18 protein-coding genes and 1 pseudogene are annotated in these 21,103 nt (G+C 71.7%); 6 read left to right on the top strand and 13 right to left on the bottom strand.

Features of this window, described 5'->3' with window-relative positions; genetic code table 11:
• Positions 1 to 258 precede the first annotated feature (258 nt).
• The 6 genes from rlmN to rpsB all read right to left on the bottom strand — a co-directional run bounded on the left by rlmN (position 259) and on the right by rpsB (position 6,224).
• Entirely contained in the window at positions 259 to 1,362 is a 1,104-nt protein-coding gene (gene rlmN, locus LO772_RS23635) for a 23S rRNA (adenine(2503)-C(2))-methyltransferase RlmN (protein ID WP_231774032.1), read from the bottom strand.
• Between the two features lie 117 nt (positions 1,363 to 1,479).
• A complete protein-coding gene (locus LO772_RS23630; protein ID WP_231774031.1) occupies positions 1,480 to 2,757 on the bottom strand; it encodes a phosphatidate cytidylyltransferase in 1,278 nt (425 codons plus the stop codon).
• Positions 2,757 to 3,314 carry a ribosome recycling factor gene (frr, locus tag LO772_RS23625; protein WP_231774030.1) on the bottom strand — a complete coding sequence of 186 codons (558 nt, stop codon included), beginning with the start codon at positions 3,312 to 3,314 and terminating at the stop codon, positions 2,757 to 2,759. The genes LO772_RS23630 and frr overlap by 1 nt, the downstream gene beginning before the upstream one ends.
• Positions 3,315 to 3,350: 36 nt before the next feature.
• Positions 3,351 to 4,052, bottom strand: a complete 702-nt coding sequence (pyrH, locus tag LO772_RS23620) for a UMP kinase (protein WP_231779690.1) — start codon at positions 4,050 to 4,052, stop codon at positions 3,351 to 3,353.
• A gap of 262 nt (positions 4,053 to 4,314) precedes the next feature.
• Complete coding sequence (tsf, locus tag LO772_RS23615; protein ID WP_231774029.1) at positions 4,315 to 5,148, bottom strand: translation elongation factor Ts; 834 nt, start codon at positions 5,146 to 5,148, stop codon at positions 4,315 to 4,317.
• A 158-nt stretch (positions 5,149 to 5,306) separates the two neighbouring features.
• A complete protein-coding gene (gene rpsB, locus LO772_RS23610; RefSeq protein ID WP_231774028.1) occupies positions 5,307 to 6,224 on the bottom strand; it encodes a 30S ribosomal protein S2 in 918 nt (305 codons plus the stop codon).
• On the opposite strand from rpsB, the pseudogene LO772_RS36100 reads away from it, so the two are divergent.
• Positions 6,112 to 7,218: pseudogene (locus tag LO772_RS36100) on the top strand (peptidoglycan DD-metalloendopeptidase family protein); the annotation flags it as partial. The gene rpsB and the pseudogene LO772_RS36100 overlap by 113 nt on opposite strands.
• Before the next feature lie 159 nt (positions 7,219 to 7,377).
• On the opposite strand, the gene LO772_RS23600 reads toward LO772_RS36100, so the two are convergent.
• From LO772_RS23600 to dusB, 3 genes are all read right to left on the bottom strand, one after another.
• Positions 7,378 to 8,043, bottom strand: a complete 666-nt coding sequence (locus LO772_RS23600) for a TetR/AcrR family transcriptional regulator (RefSeq protein ID WP_443089465.1) — start codon at positions 8,041 to 8,043, stop codon at positions 7,378 to 7,380.
• 135 nt (positions 8,044 to 8,178) lie between these two features.
• Complete coding sequence (ppdK, locus tag LO772_RS23595) at positions 8,179 to 10,929, bottom strand: pyruvate, phosphate dikinase (RefSeq protein WP_231774027.1); 2,751 nt, start codon at positions 10,927 to 10,929, stop codon at positions 8,179 to 8,181.
• 222 nt (positions 10,930 to 11,151) lie between these two features.
• Positions 11,152 to 12,339, bottom strand: a complete 1,188-nt coding sequence (gene dusB / locus LO772_RS23590; RefSeq protein WP_231774026.1) for a tRNA dihydrouridine synthase DusB — start codon at positions 12,337 to 12,339, stop codon at positions 11,152 to 11,154.
• A gap of 217 nt (positions 12,340 to 12,556) precedes the next feature.
• On the opposite strand from dusB, the gene LO772_RS23585 reads away from it, so the two are divergent.
• Positions 12,557 to 13,192: an NADAR family protein gene (locus LO772_RS23585; protein WP_231774025.1), complete on the top strand. Its 636-nt coding sequence runs from the start codon at positions 12,557 to 12,559 to the stop codon at positions 13,190 to 13,192.
• 72 nt (positions 13,193 to 13,264) lie between these two features.
• On the opposite strand, the gene LO772_RS23580 is transcribed toward LO772_RS23585, so the two are convergent.
• Positions 13,265 to 14,647, bottom strand: a complete 1,383-nt coding sequence (locus LO772_RS23580; RefSeq protein ID WP_231774024.1) for a glycine--tRNA ligase — start codon at positions 14,645 to 14,647, stop codon at positions 13,265 to 13,267.
• Between the two features lie 231 nt (positions 14,648 to 14,878).
• On the opposite strand from LO772_RS23580, the gene LO772_RS23575 reads away from it, so the two are divergent.
• The 4 genes from LO772_RS23575 to LO772_RS23560 all read left to right on the top strand — a co-directional run bounded on the left by LO772_RS23575 (position 14,879) and on the right by LO772_RS23560 (position 18,192).
• Entirely contained in the window at positions 14,879 to 15,862 is a 984-nt protein-coding gene (locus LO772_RS23575) for a metal ABC transporter substrate-binding protein (protein WP_231774023.1), read from the top strand.
• Positions 15,863 to 15,975: 113 nt separating this feature from the next.
• Positions 15,976 to 16,761, top strand: coding sequence for a metal ABC transporter ATP-binding protein (locus LO772_RS23570; RefSeq protein WP_231779689.1), 786 nt, complete (start codon positions 15,976 to 15,978; stop codon positions 16,759 to 16,761).
• Positions 16,762 to 16,816: 55 nt separating this feature from the next.
• Positions 16,817 to 17,779 (top strand): metal ABC transporter permease, encoded by a 963-nt coding sequence (locus LO772_RS23565; protein ID WP_443089305.1) that lies wholly within the window; start codon positions 16,817 to 16,819, stop codon positions 17,777 to 17,779.
• Positions 17,776 to 18,192 (top strand): Fur family transcriptional regulator, encoded by a 417-nt coding sequence (locus tag LO772_RS23560; protein ID WP_231774022.1) that lies wholly within the window; start codon positions 17,776 to 17,778, stop codon positions 18,190 to 18,192. The genes LO772_RS23565 and LO772_RS23560 overlap by 4 nt, the downstream gene beginning before the upstream one ends.
• A gap of 7 nt (positions 18,193 to 18,199) precedes the next feature.
• On the opposite strand, the gene LO772_RS23555 is transcribed toward LO772_RS23560, so the two are convergent.
• The 3 genes from LO772_RS23555 to LO772_RS23545 form a co-directional block, all read right to left on the bottom strand.
• Complete coding sequence (locus LO772_RS23555; protein WP_231774021.1) at positions 18,200 to 19,006, bottom strand: TIGR03943 family putative permease subunit; 807 nt, start codon at positions 19,004 to 19,006, stop codon at positions 18,200 to 18,202.
• Complete coding sequence (locus tag LO772_RS23550; protein ID WP_231774020.1) at positions 19,003 to 20,166, bottom strand: permease; 1,164 nt, start codon at positions 20,164 to 20,166, stop codon at positions 19,003 to 19,005. The genes LO772_RS23555 and LO772_RS23550 overlap by 4 nt, the downstream gene beginning before the upstream one ends.
• Before the next feature lie 65 nt (positions 20,167 to 20,231).
• Entirely contained in the window at positions 20,232 to 21,071 is an 840-nt protein-coding gene (locus LO772_RS23545; protein WP_231779687.1) for an isoprenyl transferase, read from the bottom strand.
• Between the last annotated feature and the right edge of the window lie 32 nt (positions 21,072 to 21,103).

Here is a 21,103-nt window from a genome sequence, read left to right as displayed (position 1 = left end):
CGTCACCCGCAACACATCCGGACCGCCGCGGCGTCCCCTTCCGCGACGGCCCGGGCGTGTTTTCGCCTCCGGGGGCCACGCACTGCCCCGGGACGCTCTCTCCGCCGGGCCGGCCCGCCTCCTGCAACGGGCGGCCTGGTCGTACCGCCGCCGTCGGTCCCCGACGGGGGATGAGGAGAACCGGCGGTGGAAGCGGTACTGACACCACTGTCCCCCACAGCACCTAAGGGGGCGATAAGAGCGCGGACGGGGTGCGCGTCAGACTTCCGCGGCGGCCAACTGACCACAGGCGCCGTCGATATCGCGGCCCCGGGTGTCGCGCACCGTCACGGGTACGCCGTGGGCCTGGAGGAGCCGGACGAATTCGTCCTGGCGCTCGGGCGCCGACGCGGTCCACTTCGATCCGGGAGTGGGGTTGAGCGGGATCAGGTTGACGTGCGCGAGGTGGTTGCGCAGGCGCTTGCCCAGCAGATCGGCCCGCCACGCGTGGTCGTTGACGTCCTTGATCAGGGCGTACTCGATCGACACCCGGCGGCCGGTGCGGCCGGCGTAGCGCCACGCAGCGTCCAGCACCTCCCGGACCGCCCAGCGGGTGTTGACCGGGACGAGCGTGTCGCGCAGTTCGTCGTCGGGGGCGTGCAGCGACAGCGCGAGGGTGACGTTGAGCTTCTCGTCGGCCAGCTTCTCCATGGCCGGCACGAGGCCGACCGTCGAGACGGTGACCGAGCGCTGCGAGATGCCCAGGCCGTCGGGCGACGGGTCGGTGATGCGGCGGACCGCGCCGACGACCGCCTTGTAGTTGGCCAGGGGCTCGCCCATGCCCATGAAGACGATGTTGCTGATCCGGCCCGGTCCGCCCGGGACCTCGCCGCGCTGGAGCGCGCGGGAGCCGGCGACGACCTGCTCGACGATCTCGGCCGTCGACAGGTTGCGGGTGAGCCCGGCCTGCCCGGTCGCGCAGAAGGGGCAGTTCATACCGCAACCCGCCTGCGACGACACGCACATGGTGGCGCGATCCGGATAGCGCATCAGCACCGATTCGACGAGGGTTCCGTCGAAGAGCTTCCAGAGCGTCTTGCGTGTCGCTCCGTCGTCGCACGCGATGTCCCGCACCGAGGTCATGAGCCGCGGCATCAGCTCGCCGGCCAGGCGCTCCCGCAGCGCGGCCGGCATGTCGGACCACTGCGCGGGATCGTCGGCGAGCCGCGTGAAGTAGTGGCGGGACAACTGATTGGCACGGAACGCCTTCTCACCGAGCGCGGCGACCGCCTCGCGGCGCTCGGCGGGCGAGAGGTCGGCGAGGTGGCGCGGCGGCTTGGCACGGCGCGGGGCGGCGAAGGTGAGCTCTCCAGGCTTGGGCATGATGGATCCAGTGTCTCAGGTCCGCGGAACTCCCCGGGGACACGGGGAAGTCCGGGCCCACACGAAGCCCGGCGGACCTCGGGTGATCCACCGGGCTCGGTACGCCGCGACTCGCGCCTACAGGTACAGCTCCAGCAGCAGCCACACCACCGGCGCCGCGGCGACCAGCGAGTCGAGCCGGTCCATCACACCGCCGTGACCGGGCAGGAGGTCGCCCATGTCCTTGACCCCGAGGTCGCGCTTGATCATCGACTCGACGAGGTCGCCGACCGCGGCGGTCGCGGCCACCGCGGCGCCCAGCAGCGCGCCCTGCCACCACGTGCCGTCGAGCAGGAGCGTCAGACACAGCGCCCCCGCCAGCGCGCACGCGACGACGGCTCCCGCGAAGCCCTCCCAGGTCTTGCCCGGGCTGATGGTCGGCGCCATCTTGTGCCTGCCCAGGGCGACGCCCGCCGCGTAGGCGCCGGTGTCGCTGCACACGACCACGATCATGAACGCCAGCACGCGCTTGGCACCGTCGTCGGCGGCCAGCATGAGGACGGCGAAGGCCGCGAGGAACGGCAGGTAGAACGCCGCGAAGACACCGGTCGCCACGTCGCGCAGGTAGTCCTCGGGCCCTTCCGTCATGCGCCACACCATCACCGCGAGCGCGGTGAGCGCGGCGGCGATGACCAGGCCTTCCGGGCCGCGTTCGTACGCCGCGATCTGCATGGCGATGGCACCGGCGGCGAGGGGCACCAGGGGCAGCCGGACCGCGCCGGACGCCTTCTCGGAACGGCCCAGCGCGTCGGAGAACTCCCACAGACCGACGAGCACGGCCGCGAGGACGATGCCCACGAACAGCACCGGCACGGTGAGCAGCGAGCCGACGATGGCGCCGCCCAACACCACCGCGACGCCGATGGCCGCGGGCAGGTTGCGCCCCGCCCTGCTCTTCTTGGGGGCGTTCGGAGCACCGCTCACCGGGGAGTCCCCCGCACGCCCGAAGGGTTCCGCACCGGGCCGCTCCGCGTCCGGGCGCACTCCCGGGTCGTTGGCCGGCGGGTACGCGGTGTGTCCGCCGTCATCCGCCGCCTCGTGGTCGCCTGTTCCGTGCTCGGCACCGGGCCGGCCGTGCGGAGCCGCGTCGGACGGGTCCGCCTCGTCGCCGTCCTCCGGGTGCTGCGCGCGCGTGGAACCGGCGCCGTACCCCGACCAGGCCCCGCCGTCGGCGTCGTGTGACAGCAGGGCGGCGGGCACGCCGGGGATCACCTGGGTGCGCAGCGCGTCCGCTTCCGGTGTCGCGGGCGGACCCGGCGCCGGTGCCCGGCCCGCCCACGGGTCGTACGGTTCGAACGGGCCGTGCCCGGAACTCCCGTCGGGGTCCGAGGCGTCGCCCCAGGTGGAGTTGTTCATCAGACCTCGAGCAGCTCGGCTTCCTTGTGCTTCAGCAGCTCGTCCACCTGAACGACGTACCGGTGCGTGACGTCGTCGAGCTCCTTCTCCGCGCGGCGCACGTCGTCCTCGCCCGACTCGCCGTCCTTGACGAGCTTGTCGAGCGTCTCCTTGGCCTTGCGGCGCACGCTGCGGATCGAGATGCGGGAGTCCTCGGCCTTGCCGCGCGCGACCTTGATGAACTCCTTGCGGCGCTCCTCGGTGAGCTGCGGGAACACGACGCGGATGACCTTGCCGTCGTCGGTCGGGTTCACGCCGAGGTCGGAGTCGCGGATCGCCTTGATGATGGCGTTCGTGGACCCCTTGTCGAACGGTGTCACGAGCACCATGCGGGGCTCGGGCACCGTGAACGAGGCGAGCTGGTTCACCGGTGTCATCGCGCCGTAGTAGTCGACGACGATCTTGGCGAACATCGCGGGTGTCGCGCGGCCGGTGCGGATCGCCGCGAAGTCCTCCTTCGCGACGGACACCGCCTTCTCCATCTTCTCCTCGGCCTCGAGGAGGGTTTCATCGATCACGTCTCGGCTCCTGTCCCGGTCCGGTGTCGCCGTGGATCATCCGTTGGTACGGCTGATCAGGGTGCCGATCTTCTCACCCCGCACGGCCCGGGCGATGTTGCCCTCGACCAGCAGGTTGAACACGACGATCGGCAGTCGGTTGTCCATGCAGAGGCTGATGGCCGTGGCGTCGGCGACCTTCAGTTCGCGGGCGAGCACTTCGGCGTGGTCCAGGCTGTCGAACAGGACCGCGTCGGGGTTCGTCTTCGGGTCCGAGTCGTACACACCGTCCACGCCCTTGGCCATGAGGATGGCCGACGCGTCGATCTCCAGGGCCCGCTGCGCGGCGGTGGTGTCCGTGGAGAAGTACGGCATTCCCATACCCGCGCCGAAGATCACCACGCGGCCCTTCTCCAGGTGCCGGATGGCGCGGCGCGGAATGTACGGCTCCGCGACCTGGCCCATGGTGATGGCGGTCTGCACGCGCGTGTCGATGCCCAGCTTCTCCAGGAAGTCCTGGAGTGCCAGGCAGTTCATGACCGTGCCGAGCATGCCCATGTAGTCCGAGCGCGCACGGTCCATGCCGCGCACCTGCAGCTCGGCGCCGCGGAAGAAGTTGCCGCCGCCGATGACCACGGCGACCTCGGTGCCGAGGCGTACCACCTCGGCGATCTGGCGGGCGATCCCCTGGACCACGTCGGGGTCGACGCCGAGTCCGCCGCCCCCGGCGAACGCCTCGCCGGACAGCTTGAGCAGCACACGGCGCCGGTAGTCCCGAGGGTCGGTTTCGCCCGACGACGAAGGGGCCTCCCCCGTTTCGGTTTCCGGCACGGGTCCCTCCACGGAAGTGGCCTCCTCGTCGCTTCCGGTGGCCGGGTCGGAGCGTCCGACCCGGCCGCCTCTTCACCGCGCGCGGTGTGTACCGCTCGTGGTGCCGTACTGCTCGTGTGCTGCGCTGCTCGTGGTGCGGTGGTGCCGCGGGTGCGGGCCGGACACGCGGACCGGCCCGTCGCGGGCTCGGTCAGACGCCGACCTTGATGCGGGCGAAGCGCTTGAGGGTGACGCCCGCCTCGTCGAGGACCTTCTTGACGGTCTTCTTGGTGTCCTTCGCCGACGGCTGCTCCAGGACGACGTTGTCCTTGTAGAAGCCGGTGACACGGCCTTCGACGATCCTCGGCAGCGCGGCCTCCGGCTTGCCCTCCTCGCGGGCGGCGGCCTCGGCGACCTTGCGCTCGTTCTCGACGATCTCCGCCGGGACGTCCTCGCGGGTCAGGTAGGTCGGGGCGAACGCGGCGATGTGCTGCGCGATGTCCTTGGCCACGTCGGCGTTCTCGCCGGACAGCTCGACGAGCACACCGATCTGCGGGGGCAGGTCGGGGCTGGTCTTGTGCAGGTACGAGGCGACGTAGCCGTCGGTGAACTGGGCGAAGCGGTCCAGGACGATCTTCTCGCCGAGGGTCGCGTTGGCCTCGTCGACGTACGCGCGGACGGTCTTGCCGGACTCGATCTCGCTCGCCAGCAGGGCGTCGAGGTCGGCGGGCGAGGTCTTGGCGACGTGCTCGGCGATCGTGTTGGCGACGGCGATGAACTTGTCGCCCTTGGCGACGAAGTCGGTCTCGCACTTGAGTTCGACGAGCACACCGGCCTTGGTGCCGTCCAGGACCGCGACGACCGCGCCGTTCGACGCCGAGCGGCCTTCGCGCTTGGTGACGCCCTTCTGGCCCTTGACGCGCAGGATTTCGACGGCCTTGTCGAGGTCGCCGCCCGCTTCTTCGAGCGCCTTCTTGCAGTCCATCATGCCGGCGGCGGTGAGCTCGCGGAGCTTCTTGACGTCCGCGGCGGTGAAGTTCGCCATTGTCAGATCTCTTCTTCTCGCGTGTCGTCTCGCGGTGGTCTTCGGAAGTTGCGCGGGGGCGCTTCGCCTGCCCCCGGGTCGCGGAGACGGGTGCCGACCGCCCGCACGGACGCGAGGGGTACGCGCGGTTCCCCGGCGTACCCCCCCGCGCCGCGGCGTCAGGACTGCTCGGACTCGGCGGCCTTCTCGGCGTCGGCCGCGGGGGCCTCCGTCGCAGGGGCCTCCGTCACGGGGGCCTCGGTCGCTGGGGCCTCGGTCGCGGGAGCCTCGGCGGGGGCCGCGTCCTCCGCAGCCTTCTTCTCGCCCTGCAGCTGCTCCAGCTCCCACTCCGCGAGCGGCTCGCCGGCGGCAACCTCGGGAGCCTTGGCGTCGGCCTGCGACGCGCCGGCGCGGGCCATGAGGCCGTCGGCGACGGCGTCGGCGATCACGCGGGTGAGCAGGGTGACGGAGCGGATCGCGTCGTCGTTGCCCGGGATCTTGTAGTCGACCTCGTCGGGGTCGCAGTTGGTGTCGAGGATCGCGACGACCGGGATGTTGAGCTTGCGGGCCTCGCCGACGCCGATGTGCTCCTTCTTGGTGTCGACGATCCACACCGCGGAGGGCACGCGCTGCATGTCGCGGATGCCGCCGAGGGTCTTGTCGAGCTTGTCCTTCTCGCGCTTGAGGACCAGCAGCTCCTTCTTCGTCATGCCGGAGCCGGCCACGTCGTCGAAGTCGATCTCCTCAAGCTCCTTCAGGCGCTGGAGGCGCTTGTGGACGGTCGAGAAGTTGGTGAGCATGCCGCCCAGCCAGCGCTGGTTGACGTACGGCATGCCGACCCGGGTCGCCTGCTCCGCGATGGCTTCCTGCGCCTGCTTCTTCGTGCCGACGAAGAGGACCGTGCCGCCGTGCGCGACGGTCTCCTTGACGAACTCGTAGGCGCGGTCGATGTAGCCGAGCGACTGCATCAGGTCGATGATGTAGATGCCGTTGCGCTCGGTGAAGATGAAGCGCTTCATCTTCGGGTTCCAGCGGCGGGTCTGGTGCCCGAAGTGGACGCCGCTCTCCAGCAGCTCCCGCATCGTGACGACGGCCATGGCCGTGCTCCTTGTGATACGCCCCGCGAACGCGCCGGGGGGCTTGCTCGGTTGTCCGCGCCGACGGGTGCCGACGCGCCTGACGCCCGTGACACCGTGCCGGGGGACGGTCCCCGGACCGAGACATGCCCTGCGGATCCGTTGTCGGCGGCCCGAGGTCACAGGTGACCGGGGATCGCCGGAGGGCCCGAAGGTGGGCGCGCGAAGTCGACCCGGAGGTCCGGGCCGCTGTCGAAAGTGTACGGGACCCGGCCACCGGGCGGCCAACCACCGACGGCGGAGCGCGAACGGGCCGGGAAGGCCGCGCCGGTTGTCCGCGACAACCATGCCGCACCGGGGTGCCCTCGCACCGACGGCGTTCGCTGTTTTCCACAGGCCCGGTGGAGAGGAATCGTTTTTCCACAGATTTGCGGCCGGTGGTCGAACGGCGTCCGGGAACCGGCGCATGCTCGATGCCATGACCGCTCACTCGCATCACCCGGATCACTTCGCGCACTCGGTTGCCCCATCTCCCCGGGCTCGCGCTCCGCGCCCTTCCGACGCCGGCACGCGGCCCCGGGGGCCCGCCGTGGCCGCGGCGGTCGCCTGTGCGGTCGCCGCGACCTGGATGGCGTTACCGGCCCTGGGTTCGTCCGTCCCCACCGCCGACCCGCCCGCCGGGCCGGTCGACGACCGGCGGGCCTGGGTGTGGCCGCTGGCTCCGCCGCCGGTGCCGGTCCGTCCGTTCTCGCCTCCGGAGCACGACTGGCAGTCGGGGCACCGGGGTGTGGACCTGCCGGGCGCCGCCGGGCAGGAGGTGCGCTCCGCGGGTGCGGGGGTCGTCGAGTTCACCGGGGAGGTCGCCGGGAAGGGCGTGGTGACGGTCCGGCACGGGCGCCTGGTGACCACGTACGAGCCGGTGGCGGCGAGCGTCGGCGTCGGGGACACGGTTGCACCGGGCACGGTGCTCGGCACGCTGGCCGCGCAACCGTCGCACTGCGACCGGCCTTGCCTGCACTGGGGTCTGCTGGACCGGCCGCCGGGAGGGGCCGTCGGCGAGCCGGACTACCGCGACCCGCTGTCTTTGCTGCGCGGCTTCGCGGTCCGCCTGTACCCGCCGTACGGGCCGCTGCCCTCGCTGCCGGTCCCGGGTGCCGCGACGGCGGGAGGCGGGTCAGCGGCGGCCGGGCGGGCCGGCGGCCGACGCGGGGCGCGCGGCGGTCGCCGTGCCGGGGGTCGTCGGCTCGGCCGTGTCGTGCGTGCCGAACGGACAGGGTACGGCCGGGGGTTCGGCGGTACGGCTGCGGACCGCGGCGACACCGCCGAGTACGAGTCCCCGCGTCGCGGCGGCGACGTCCGCGCTGTCCGCACCGCACTCGATACGCCGGACCGCCGCGTCGACCATGCCCTGCACGAGCGCGGCGACCAGCATCGGATCGGCGTGCCCGAGGTCCGCGAGCGCGTTGACGACGAGTTCGACGATGCGGCCGTGGGCGGCCCGTATGCGCTCCCGGGCGTTGGAGTCCAGTTCCCCGGTGGAGATGGCCACGACGACCCGGTGGGTGCGGTCGCCGACCAATTCGAGTTGCCGGTTGACGTACGCGGCGATCTTGTCGGCGGGGTCGTCGGCAGCCGCCATGGCGTCCTCGACCTCGGCGACCCAGGCCGGAAGGTCGACGGCGCACAGTTCCTCGACGACGGCCGCGCGCGAGCGGAAGTACTCGTACACGGAGGACCGGGCCAGGCCGGTGCGCTCGGCGAGCGCCGGGAACGTGAGCGCGGCGAATCCGCCTTCTTCGAGAAGCGCGCGGGCGGCATCGAGCAACGCGGCGTGTTGCATCGCGCGGTGCTCGGCGACGGAGGCGGCGCGTATCTTCGGCACGGCATCACTGTAGAGCGTCACCGCGGCGGTGTTTCAAGCCCGCGGGTGCCCCCGCCGCGTCGGCGGCGACGGCCCCGCCGGACCGCCGCGACCTCAGCGAACGCCCCCGTCGGCGCGTTTGTCGGCCTGCCCGAGCACCGCGGCGCGGCCCGCCTCCAGGCGGGCGACCGGCAGCCGGAACGGCGAGCAGGAGACGTAGTCGAGCCCGATGGCGTGGAAGAAGCGCACGGAGTCGGGGTCTCCGCCGTGTTCGCCGCACACGCCCAACGCGATGTCGGGCCTGGTCGTGCGGCCCTCTCGGACCGCGAGGTCCACCAGGCGCCCGACACCGTCGGCGTCGACGGTCTCGAAGGGGGACACCCCGAAGACGCCCGCGTCCAGGTACTGCGTGAAGAACGACGCCTCCACGTCGTCCCGCGAAAACCCCCAGGTGGTCTGGGTGAGGTCGTTGGTGCCGAACGAGAAGAAGTCCGCGGCCTCGGCGATTCGCCCGGCGGTGAGCGCGGCGCGCGGCAGTTCGATCATCGTTCCCACCGGCAGGGCCACCTCGACGCCGGTCTCGCGCGACACGGCGGCGAACACCTCCCGGGCCTCGTCGCGGATGATCTCCAGTTCCCGTACACCGGCGACGAGCGGGACCATCACCTCCGCGTGCGGGGTGCCGCCGGCGCGGACACGCTCGACGGCGGCCTCGGCGATCGCCCGGATCTGCATGGCGAACAGCCCGGGGATGACCAGACCGAGGCGTACGCCGCGAAGCCCCAGCATCGGGTTGTGCTCGTGCAGGCGGCGCACGGCGGCCAAGAGCGCCGCGTCGTCGGCTCCGCCGGCGGCGGTCTCGTCGACGGCGCCGCGGGCCTCGGCGAGGGCGACGCGGACGGAGAGGTCGGTGAGGTCCGGCAGGAACTCGTGGAGCGGCGGGTCGAGCAGCCTGATCGTGACCGGCAGGCCGTCCATGACGGCCAACACGTCCGCGAAGTCCCGCCGTTGGAGGGGCAGGAGGGCGTCCAGGGCCGCGGCACGATCGTCGTCGGTGTCCGCGAGAACGAGCCGTTCGACGTGCTTGCGGCGTTCGCCGAGGAACATGTGCTCGGTGCGCAGCAGCCCGATGCCCTGGGCTCCGAACCGCAGCGCGCGGGCGGCGTCCTCGCCGGTGTCGGCGTTGGCGCGGACCCGCATGCGCCGCCGGCGGTCGGCGTGCGCCATGATCCGGTCCACCGCGCGCAGGAGTTCGCCGACTTCGCCGTGCGTCGCGGTCTCGTCTTCGACGTGCTCGGCCTCGAAGTGGTCCGCAACCGCGGAGGGCACGACGGGGGCTTCCCCGAGGTAGACGCATCCGGTGCTGCCGTCGACCGAGATGACGTCCCCTTCGGCGACCACGACGCCGCCGGGAGCGGTGAAACGGCGGCGCGCCGGATCGACCTGCAGCGCCTCGGCGCCGCACACGCAGGTCTTGCCCATGCCGCGGGCGACGACCGCGGCGTGCGACGTCTTTCCGCCGCGGCTGGTGAGGATGCCTTCCGCGGCGACCATGCCGGCGAGGTCGTCCGGGTTGGTCTCGCGCCGGACCAGGATGACCCGTTCCCCGTCGTGTGCCCGGGCGACCGCGGTCGCCTGGTCGAAGACCGCCATCCCGACCGCCGCTCCCGGGGACGCGGCGATCCCGCGCGTGATCGGCTCGGATCCTCCGGCGTCGGCGAAGCGCGGGAACATGAGTTGGGCGAGTTGCGCGCCCGTGACGCGGCGCAGCGCCTCGTCGTCGTCGATCAGGCCCTGCTCGACCAGTTGCGCGGCGATGCGGAACGCCGCCTCGGCGGTGCGCTTGCCGACCCGTGTCTGCAGCATCCACAAGGTGCCGCGCTCGATCGTGAACTCGATGTCGCACAGGTCCCGGTAGTGGTCCTCCAGGACGCGCATGATCTCCAGGAGCCGGTCGTAGGAGGCCTTGTCGAGGCGTTCGAGGTCCGCGAGGGGCACGGTGTTGCGGATGCCCGCGACGACGTCCTCCCCCTGCGCGTTGGCGAGGTAGTCGCCGTACACCCCCTGCTTGCCGGACGCGGGGTCGCGCGTGAAGGCGACGCCCGTCCCGGAGTCGGCCCCGAGGTTGCCGAACACCATGGCGACGATGCTGACGGCCGTGCCGAGGTCGTCGGGGATGTGTTCCTGGCGCCGGTACAACCGTGCCCGGTCGCCGTTCCAGGAGGCGAAAACGGCGCGCACGGCCATGCCGAGCTGGCTCCGGGGGTCCTGCGGGAACTCCGTCCCGGACGCGTCGGCGACGAGGTCTTTGTACGCCGCGACCAGGTCGCGCAGGTCCGCGGTGTCCAGTTCCAGGTCCGACGACGCCCCTTTGGCGCGCTTCACCGCCTCGAGGCGCTCCTCGAACAGGTCGCCGTCGACACCCAGCACGGTCTTTCCGAACATCTGGATGAGGCGTCGGTACGAGTCCCAGGCGAACCGGTCGTCGCCGGCCTGCGCCGCGAGGCCGCCGACCGAGGCGTCCGACAGGCCGATGTTGAGGACGGTGTCCATCATCCCGGGCATCGAGAACGCGGCACCGGACCGCACGGACACCAGGAGCGGGTCGTCGGGCTGGCCGAGCCGCCGGCCCATGCGGGTCTCGAGGCTGCGCAGGTGCTCCTCGACCTCGTGGCGGAGCCCGGACGGCTCGTCGCCCGTCGCGAGGAACGCGCGGCAGGCCTCGGTCGTGATGGTGAACCCGGGCGGCACGGGGAGCCCGAGGTTGGTCATCTCGGCGAGGTTGGCGCCTTTTCCGCCGAGCAGGTCCTTGAGGTCCTTGTGGCCCTCGGCGAAGGCGTAGACGAACTTCGGGGTGTGCGGCACGGGTTTTCCCCTCGCGCGTCGGGGGGCCGCGTGACCGCCGGTCGCGGAGCCGGGACACGTGTGGCCCGACTCGTGAACCCGTGGTTCTCGTGCGGCCCGGTTGCCCTGATGGCCGGGAGCGCACCCGGAGTGATCGGTCGGGCACGCTTTTCGACCAGGATCGGGCCATGTCCGCGCGGCGGCACGTCGAGACGCGCCGGGATGTGGGGTTCGGGGGTTCGATCAGCCGCCGGAGTGGTCCAATTCGGCGTCCGTCGGGGGGATCGCGCATTCGGGGTCGTCGAGCCAGCCCTCGGGGAGGACGACCTTCTTGCCCCCGGCGGTGCGTCCACGCGGGCCGTCGGCGGCGGTGGGCCACGGCTGGTCGAGCCGGAGGTCCGCGATGAGGTCGTCGAGCCGGTCGAGGCTGTCGACCATCGCCAGGCCGCGCCGCATGTCGGAGCCGACGGAGAAGCCCTTCGTGTACCAGGCGACGTGCTTGCGGAAGTCGGTGACGCCGCGTTGCTCGCCCATCCAGGCGCCCAGGAGTTCGGCGTGCCGGCGCATGACCGCGGCGACCTCGCGCAGCGCGGGGCGGGCCCGCTCGGCACTGCCTTCGAAGACCGACACCAGGTCGCGGAAGAGCCACGGTCGGCCCAGGCAGCCGCGGCCGACCACGACGCCGTCGCAGCCGGTCTCGCGGAGCATGCGGAGTGCGTCGTCGGCGTCCCAGATGTCGCCGTTGCCCAGCACGGGGATGTCGAGGGCGTCCTTCAGCCGGGCGATCGAGGACCAGTCGGCGGTGCCGCCGTAGTGCTGCTGGGCGGTGCGTCCGTGCAGGGCCACCCAGGTGACGCCCTCGTCCTGGGCGATGCGGCCGGCGTCGAGATAGGTCAGGTGGTCGTCGTCGATGCCCTTGCGCATCTTCATGGTGACCGGGAGGTGCCGGGCGTTCTTGACCGCGGCGCGCAGGATGTCGCGCAGCAGGTTGCGCTTGTAGGGCAGCGCCGAGCCGCCGCCTTTGCGGGTCACCTTGGGCACCGGGCAGCCGAAGTTGAGGTCGATGTGGTCGGCGAGGTCCTCGTCGACGATCATCGCGGCGGCGCGGCCGACGACGTCGGGGTGCACGCCATACAACTGGATGCTGCGGGGGCGTTCGGTCTCGGCGAAGCGGATGAGGCGCATGGTCTTGTCGTCCCGCTCGACCAGGGCGCGGGTGGTGATCATCTCGCTGACGTACAGGCCGGCGGGGCGTGCGTCGGTGACGGCCTCGGCTTGTTCCTGGCACAGCGTGCGGAAGGGCGCGTTGGTGATGCCGGCCATCGGGGCGAGGACGACCGGGGGCCACACCTCGGTGGGGCCGAGGCGCAGCGGTGCGAACTCCGTCGTCGGCGGGGTCGTCACGGCGGCGCGGGTGCCGGTCGGGGTCATGGTGGATCGCTCCAGGTGGGTGACGGCGGATCGGACCATTGTCCCGCACACCGGCCCGCGTCGGCCCCGGAGCGACCGGGTGCGGGTTCGGCACCGGTTTCCGGCCACCGGGACCGCCGGCACGAGTTGTGCTCACCTGGAGAAAAACCGATGGCGGCCGGCGCGTCCGTGCTGCCAGGATGCGCGGCGGAGGCTCACGGCTCGGGGAAGGAACTCCATGGACATCGGTGCGGACATCTCGGTGGAGCACGGCGGCCCGGCAGGGGCGGAGCGGGACGAACCGCGCGACGTCGCGGGGCTCCTCGCATGGGCGGCGGCGGGGCGGCGGTTGAGGTTTCTGCACTTCTGGGGGCACGCGCCGCAGGCGGACGGTTCGCTGGGGGCCGGGTGCCTGAGCCAGTGGTGGCCGTCGCCCTTCACCGTCGACGACGTCACATACGCCACCGCCGAGCACTGGATGATGGCGGGCAAGGCGCGCTTGTTCGGCGACCCGGCGGCGGAGCGGCGCGCGGTCGCCGCACCCCACCCGAAGACCGCCAAGGCCGTGGGCCGCCAGGTGCGCGGCTTCGACGAGGCGACGTGGGTGGCCCGCCGGTTCGAGCTCGTCGTCGCGGGCAACGTGGCGAAGTTCGGCCAGAACGCGGCGTTGCGGGCGTTCCTGCTCGGTACGAACACCCGGATTCTGGTCGAGGCCAGCCCGATGGACCGGCTCTGGGGCATCGGCCTGGCCGCCACCGATCCTCGGGCGGACGACCCGGCGCAGTGGCGCGGGCTGAATCTGCTGGGCTTCGCCCTCATGGAGACCCGCGCCCGCCTGCGCGCCGAGGAATCGGAGCACGCTTCCGAGGCATAGGCCGGTCGGTGCGGACGGGGTTGCCCGCCGTACGCGGGTGGTTGGGTGCGTACGGCGGGCGGGGTGTGGTTGTCAGCAGCCGATGAGGCGGGGGGCGAGGAATTCGCTGACGCGGTCGAGGGAGACGCGCTCCTGGCCCATGGTGTCGCGGTCCCGGATGGTGACCGCGTTGTCCTCAAGGGTGTCGAAGTCCACCGTGATGCAGAACGGCGTGCCGATCTCGTCCTGGCGGCGGTAGCGGCGGCCGATCGCGCCGGCGTCGTCGAAGTCGACGTTCCAGTGCTGCCGCAGGTCGGCGGCGAGGCCGCGGGCCTTGGGCGACAGGTCGGCGTTGCGCGACAGCGGCAGCACGGCGGCCTTGACGGGAGCCAGGCGCGGGTCGAGGCGCATGACGACGCGCTTCTCCATGACGCCCTTGGCGTTCGGGGCCTCGTCCTCGTTGTAGGCGTCGAGCATGAACGCCAGCATGGCGCGGTTGACGCCCGCGGCCGGCTCGATGACGTACGGCATCCAGCGTTCCTTCGTCTCCTGGTCGAAGTACGAGAGGTCGTTGCCGGAGTGCTTGGAGTGCGTCGACAGGTCGTAGTCGGTGCGGTTCGCGACGCCTTCGAGTTCACCGAACTCGTTGCCGCCGAACTGGAAGCGGTACTCGATGTCCGCGGTCCGCTTCGAGTAGTGCGACAGCTTCTCCTTCGGGTGCTCGAAGAAGCGCATGTTCTCCTCGCGGAGGCCGAGCCCGAGGTACCAGTTCCAGCGCTCCTGGAGCCAGTACTCGTGCCACTTCTCGTCCTCGCCCGGCTTGACGAAGAACTCCATCTCCATCTGCTCGAACTCGCGGGTGCGGAAGATGAAGTTGCCCGGCGTGATCTCGTTGCGGAAGCTCTTGCCGATCTGCGCGATGCCGAACGGCGGCTTCTTGCGGGCGCTCTCCTGCACGAGCTTGTAGTTGATGAAGATGCCCTGCGCGGTCTCCGGCCGCAGGTACGCCCGGCCGGACTCGTCCTGGACCGGGCCGAGGTACGTCTGGAGCAGGCCGTTGAACAGCTTGGGCTCGGTGAAGGCGCCCTTGGTGCCGCAGTGCGGACAGTTGACGTCGGCGAGGCCGTTGGCCGGCGGGCGGCCGTGCTTCGCCTCGTATGCCTCTTCCAGGTGGTCGGCGCGGAACCGCTTGTGGCACGAGGTGCACTCGGTCAGCGGGTCGACGAACGCCTCGACGTGGCCGGAGGCCTCCCAGACCTCGCGGGCGAGGATGACCGACGAGTCCAGGCCGACGATGTCGTCGCGCGACGTGACCATCGAGCGCCACCACTGGCGCTTGATGTTCTCCTTGAGCTCCACACCGAGCGGCCCGTAGTCCCACGCGGCGCGCTGACCGCCGTAGATTTCGCTGCACTGGTAGACGAATCCACGGCGTTTGCTCAGCTGGATGATGGTGTCGATCTTGTCGGCGGCCACAATGCTCTCTTCGGTGCGACGATGCGGTCAGTGACGATGTCCGCACAGGGTACCGGCGTCGGCGGTGCGCGGCTCAATCCGATGGTTCCCCCCTCGGGGGCCCGGTGCCAAGAGCGATTTGGGGGTGTGCGCTCGTCCGATCCACCCGTTTTTCGCTCGAATTTGAGCCATCTCACCACACCCGACATCCGCAATTGACAATCATTGTCGATTAAGTTGAGAATGATTGTCATGAAGATACGTCGACTCGGCCCCGTCCCCCTGCTCGCGGCGACCGCCGCCTCCGCCCTCATCCTCAGCGCCTGCGGAGGATCCGACGACGCGGGCGACAAGTCCGGCAGTGGTCCCGTGGACGTGGTCGCGGCGTTCTACCCCCTGAAGTTCGTCACCGAGCAGGTCGGCGGGCCTGAGGTGACCATCACCAACCTCACCAAGCCCGGGGCCGAGCCGCACGACCTGGAGCTCACGGCCAAGCAGGTGGCCGCGATCTCCGACTCCGACGTCGTCGTCTACCTCAAGGGCCTCCAGCCCGCCGTCGACGACGCCGTCTCGCAGAACAAGCCGGGGCACGTCGTCGACGCCGCCGTCCTCAGCCCGCTCGAAGAGCACGGCACCGACGTCGAGGGCGAGGACCACGGCCACGACGAAGGCGACGAACACGGCGAGGACGACGGCCACAACCACGCGGTGGCCGACGGCGGCGACCCGCACCTGTGGCTCGACCCCACCCGCCTCGCCGCGGTCGCCGCCGGCGTCGGCGAGACCCTGGCCGCCGCGGACCCCGGGCACGCGCAGGACTACCGCAACCGGGCCGCCGACCTGAAGAACCGCCTGGACGCGCTCGACCAGGAGTTCAGGACCGGTCTCACGTCGTGTGCGCGCAAGGAGATCGTGACCAGCCACGCGGCGTTCGGCTACCTCGCCGAGCGGTACGGCCTGCACCAGATCGCGGTCAACGGCGTCAACCCGGGATCGGAGCCGTCCCCCGCCCGCATCGCCGAGATCCAGCAGCTGGTGAAGGAGAAGGGCGTCACCACGATCTTCTTCGAGACCCTGGCCACCCCGAAGATCGCCGAGACGCTGGCCCGGGACACCGGCGTCACCACCGCCGTCCTCGACCCGCTCGAGGGCATCAAGGACGAGTCCCAGGCCGACTACTTCTCGGTGATGCACGGGAACCTCGACGCACTGCGGACGGCACTCGGATGCTCGTGAGGGGAGTCGACAGCGTGGGCGACGAGGACCGCGTCGGCCTTCCCGCCCAGGCCACCCGCCCGGGCGACGGCCCCCATGCGGTGATCTGCGGCGCGTGCCAGGGTGAGAGCACCATGCCCGCCACCGATCCGAGGGCCGCCCAGGTCGTCCGCCTGACCGGCGGCAGCGCCGCACTCGGCGGGCGGCCCGTGCTGCGCGGCGTCGACCTCACGGTCGCGCCCGGCGAGGTCGTCGCGCTGCTGGGCGCGAACGGCTCGGGAAAGTCCACGCTGGTGCGCTCGCTGGTCGGCCTCGTACCGCTCACGGGCGGCCGGATCGAGTTGTTCGGCACCCCGTTCGACAGGTTCCGGGACTGGTCGCGCATCGGGTACGTCCCGCAGCGCACCACCGCCGCCGCGGGTGTCCCGGCGAGCGTGCGCGAAGTGGTCGCGTCCGGGCGCCTCACCCGCCGCAGGATGCTGTTCCGCCTCGGCCGCGACGACAAGGCCGCCGTCGACGAGGCGCTGGCGGACGTCGGCATGCTCCAGCGGGCCGGGGACGGCATCGGCCGGCTCTCGGGCGGCCAGCAGCAGCGCGTCCTCATCGCCCGCGCGCTCGCCCGCCGCCCCGACCTGCTGATCATGGACGAGCCGATGGCCGGCGTGGACCTGGCCAGTCAGGAGGTCCTCGCCGAGACGCTGCGCCGCCAGCAGGAGCAGGGCCGCGCGGTCCTGCTCGTGCTGCACGAACTCGGCCCGCTGGAACCCCTCATCGACCGCGCCGTCGTGCTGCGCGACGGCTGCGTCTGCCACGACGGCCCGCCACCGCCCGCCACCGGGCAGCACGCGCTGCCCGGTCACGACCATGTGCACCCGCACGCGGACGACCACCACACCGTGCGCCGGGGCCTGCTGTCATGATCAGCTCGCACCGGCCCGCACCCGGCCTTGCCATCACTCCCAGGGAAACGCCGAAGTGAGCATGCTGCACTACGAGTTCATGCAGCGCGCGCTGCTCGCCGCGCTGCTCGTCGGCATGACCGCGCCCGCGGTCGGCGTCTATCTCGTCCAGCGGCGGCAGGCGTTCATGGGCGACGGCATCGGCCACGTGGCCCTCACCGGCGTCGGGCTCGGCCTGCTGCTCAACGGGTCGCCGGTCCTCTTCGCGGTGCTCACCGCGGCCGTCGGCGCGATCGCGATCGAGCTGATCCGCGAGCGCAGCAAGGTCAGCGGGGACGTCGCGCTCTCCGTGCTCTTCTACGGAGGCATCGCGGGCGGCGTGATGCTCGCCAGCCAGTCCGACAGCGGGGCCAACCTCGACGCCTACCTGTTCGGCCAGCTGACGTCGGTCTCCTCCGAGGACGTCCGCGTCATCGTGATCCTCGCGATCGCCGTGCTCGCGGTGACGCTGGGCCTGCGGCGGCCCCTGTTCACGGTGTGCCAGGACGAGGAGTTCGCCCGCGTCACGGGCCTGCCCGTCCGCGCGCTGAACCTGGTCATCGCGGTCACCGCGGCCGTCACCGTCACCGTGGCGATGCGCGTCGTCGGCCTTCTGCTGGTCAGCGCGCTCATGGTGGTCCCGGTCGCGATCGCCCAGCAGCTGACGCGCAACTTCGCCGTCACCGCGGCCGTCGCGATCGGGGTCGGCGTCGTGGTGTCGGTTTCCGGGACGAGCCTCACCTACTACGTCGACGCGCCACCCGGGGCCACGATCGTGCTGCTCGCCATCGGGCTCTTCATCGTGGTCGGCGTGTTGGCCGCTCCGCTCAACCGACGTCGCGCCCGGCGCGCCGGATTCGCCGCCGCCGAGGACGACCTCCGGGTGGCTCTTTCCCCAGGCCTCGACGGCACCGACGCCGCTTCCGGCACAATGTCCGGGACGGGCCGCACCCACGCGGACGTCAAGGACGCCGAAGCCGTCGAGGAGGAGCCCCGGTGACCACCGCGAACCGCCCGGCCCGCGGCAGATCGACGCGCCAGCGCACCGCCGTGTCCAGCATCCTGGACGAGGTCGAGGACTTCCGCAGCGCACAGGATCTGCACGATCTGCTCAAGCAGCGCGGCGAGTCGGTCGGGCTGACCACCGTCTACCGCACCCTCCAGGCCCTCGCCGACGCCGGCGAGGTCGACGTGCTTCGGACACCGGACGGCGAGGCCGTGTACCGGCGGTGCAGCCAGGGCCACCACCACCACCTGGTCTGCCGCACGTGCGGGCGCACCCTGGAGGTCGAGGGCCCGGCCGTCGAGCGCTGGGCCGGGCGGATCGCGGCCGAGCACGGCTTCACCGACGTCTCGCACGAGTTGGAGATCTTCGGCACCTGCGGGCCGTGCGCGCTCGCGGCCCGCGGCTGACCGGCGTCTATTCGTACGGCTCCTTGGGTGTCGGGATGCGTTCCGCGGCGGTCGCGGTCAGGGCCGGTGTCGCGTCCTCCGACCCGGTCTCGCCGTTCTTGAGCCACGTGCCGGTCACCGTCACCCACGTGTCGGTCGGCGGTGCCGGGACTCCGTGGATCTCGACCTTGCGGGCCACGGCGTCGGCGGCACAGCAGCTGATGACCAGGCGGTTGACGTACCAGCTCCCGTTCTCGCCCGAGGTCGCGAACCCGGTCAGCCGGACGTTGCGGTCCTTCAGCGTCTCGGCGGTGTCCCAGACCGCGCGGACGCCGAACTCACCGAGGGTCATGTCGAGCGGATCGCCGGGCGGCAGCGCGGGGAAGCCCGCGTCCACGGTCTTCGCGGCGGGCTTCGCGACGGTGTTGTCCGACCGCTCCGCGGTGTAGGAGCCCAGGGCCGGCGGCGCGATCAGGAAGAGCGCCGCGACGGGCAGGCACAGCAGCCACGCCACATGCGGGCCCTTGCCGTGGTCGTGGCCGTGCGCGTCATGGGCGTCGCTGTCCTGCGGGCCGAGCCCGTCGTGGCCGTGGCCCGCGTGGTCGCCGTGGGCGTGCTCGGCGTGTTCCGCCGCCTCGGCACGCTCGTGCCTGCGGAGGATCCCGTCGCGGATCACCCCGACGGCGCCGAGCGCCAGCAGGATCGCCCCCGAGGCGACCAGGGCAGGCCGCAGGCCCTCCTTGACGTAGCGCAGGTATGTCTCGCCGTCGAGCGAGATGCGCAGCAGCGCGGCGCCGACGAGGACGAGGACGATCGACTGGACGTCGCGCTTCACAGGAGCCACCACCCGATGACGATGCTGGTGAGCACCGCGACGACGAACGTCGCGGTGGAGAAACGGATCGCGAAGCTCTTGCCGAACGTCCCGGACTGCAGGGCGATCAGCTTCACGTCGACCATCGGGCCGACGACCATGAACGCGAGTTTGGCGGTCGACGAGAAGCCCGTGAGGCTCGCCGCGACGAAGGCGTCGGCCTCGGAGCAGACGGCGAGGATCACGGCGAGGAACGCGAGCGCGATCAGCTCGATCCACCAGTTGTCGGAGACCGCGTCGATCACCTCCCTCGGCACGGTGACGTTGAGCGTCGCGGCCGTGATCGCCCCGACCACCAGGAAACCGCCGGCGTGCAGGAAGTCGTGCTGCATGCCGGTGCGGAAGTCCTCCCAGCGCGAACCCGACGGCGGCTGGCTGAAGCGCTTGGGGATGCGCAGCCACTCGGCCTTGCCGAACCGGACCCACAGCCATCCCATGACGACCGCGGTCGCGAGCGAGGCCACGAAGCGCGCGACGACCATCTCGGGACGGCCGGGAAAGGCGACGGCCGTGGCGGTCATGACGATCGGGTTGATCGCGGGGGCGGACAGGAGGAACGCGAGTGCGGCGGACGGCGCGACGCCGCGGGCCATGAGGCCGCCCGCGACCGGAACGGAGGCGCACTCGCAGCCCGGCAGCACGGCCCCCGCGGCCCCCGCGACCGGCACCGCCAGGGCCTGGTTGCGGGGCAGCACCTTGGTGAACACCGACGCGGGCACGAAAGCGGTGATCGCCGCCGAGATGACCGTGCCCAGGACGAGGAACGGCAGCGCCTGCACGGCGATGGCCACGAAGACCGTGCTCCACGTCTGGACGGCCCGGGAGTCGAGCCGGTCGGCGATCCACGACTGCCCGATCAGCAGCGCCAGCAGCGCGACGACGAAGATCTCCAGCTGACCGGGACGCCACGGGCGGTCGGCCGCCCGCTCGGGACGGCCCGGCGACGGCGCGGCGGCACGCGGTCTCGGCGCCGTGGTCGCCTCGGGCCGCGCGGTCTGTGCTGTCTCCGTCGTCCGCGCCGTCGCGGCGGACGCGCCGGACGCGTCCCCTTCGGGCGGGGCGTCGGCGGCCGGGGGCGAGTGGCCGGGGGCGGGCACGATCTGCTCGGACATGCCGTTCATGCTGGCATTCCCTCGGCGCCGACACCGGCATCTGTCACCCGCGAGCGGCCCGCTTTGCCCCTCGTTTACCGGACTTTCGACTCGCTGTTCGCGTTCGGCGCAGCGGCCGACACGACGTTGGGCAGCGCTCCCCCGTACCGCCGGTCGCGGGCGACGTACGACTCGACCGCCTTCCACAGGTGGGTGCGGTCGAAGTCGGGCCACAGCACGTTGTCGAACACCATTTCGGCGTACGCGGACTGCCACAGAAGGAAGTTCGAGGTCCGCTGCTCGCCCGACGAGCGGATGAAGAGGTCGACGTCCGGCATGTCGGGCTCGTCAAGGTACCGGGCGAAAACCTCCTCGTCGATCCGCTTCGGGTCGAGCCTGCCGGCCCGCACGTCCTCCGCGAGCGCCGCCGCCGCGTCGACGATCTCGGCGCGTCCGCCGTAGTTGATGCACATCGCCAGCGTGAGGCGCGTGTTGCCCTTGGTCCGCTCCTCGGCGATCTCCAGCTCGCGGATCACGCTCTGCCACAGGCGCGGCCGGCGCCCGCACCAGCGGATGCGCACGCCCAGCTCGTCCATCTCGTCGATGCGCCGGTGGATGGTCTCGATGTTGAAGCCCATCAGGAAGCGCACCTCTTCGGGTGAGCGCTTCCAGTTCTCGGTGGAGAACGCGTACGCCGAGACGTATTCGACGCCGATCTGGGCCGCGCCCTCGACGACGTCGAAGAGCGACGCCTCGCCCGCGGTGTGCCCGTCGGTCCGCGCGAGCCCGCGCTCCTTGGCCCACCGCCCGTTTCCGTCCATCACCAGGGCCACGTGCCGGGGCACCGCGTCGCGCGGGAAGTCCGGCGGCAGCGCGCCTCCGGCGTGCGGTTTCGGGTCGCGGTACTCATGGGGCCGCCGGACCCCGGCCCGCACCGCCGGCTGCCGAGCCTTCCGGCCGAAGGAAG

It is taken from the genome of Yinghuangia sp. ASG 101 (assembly GCF_021165735.1).
GTDB lineage: Bacteria > Actinomycetota > Actinomycetes > Streptomycetales > Streptomycetaceae > Yinghuangia.
This window is presented reverse-complemented; position numbering and strand designations above follow the sequence as displayed.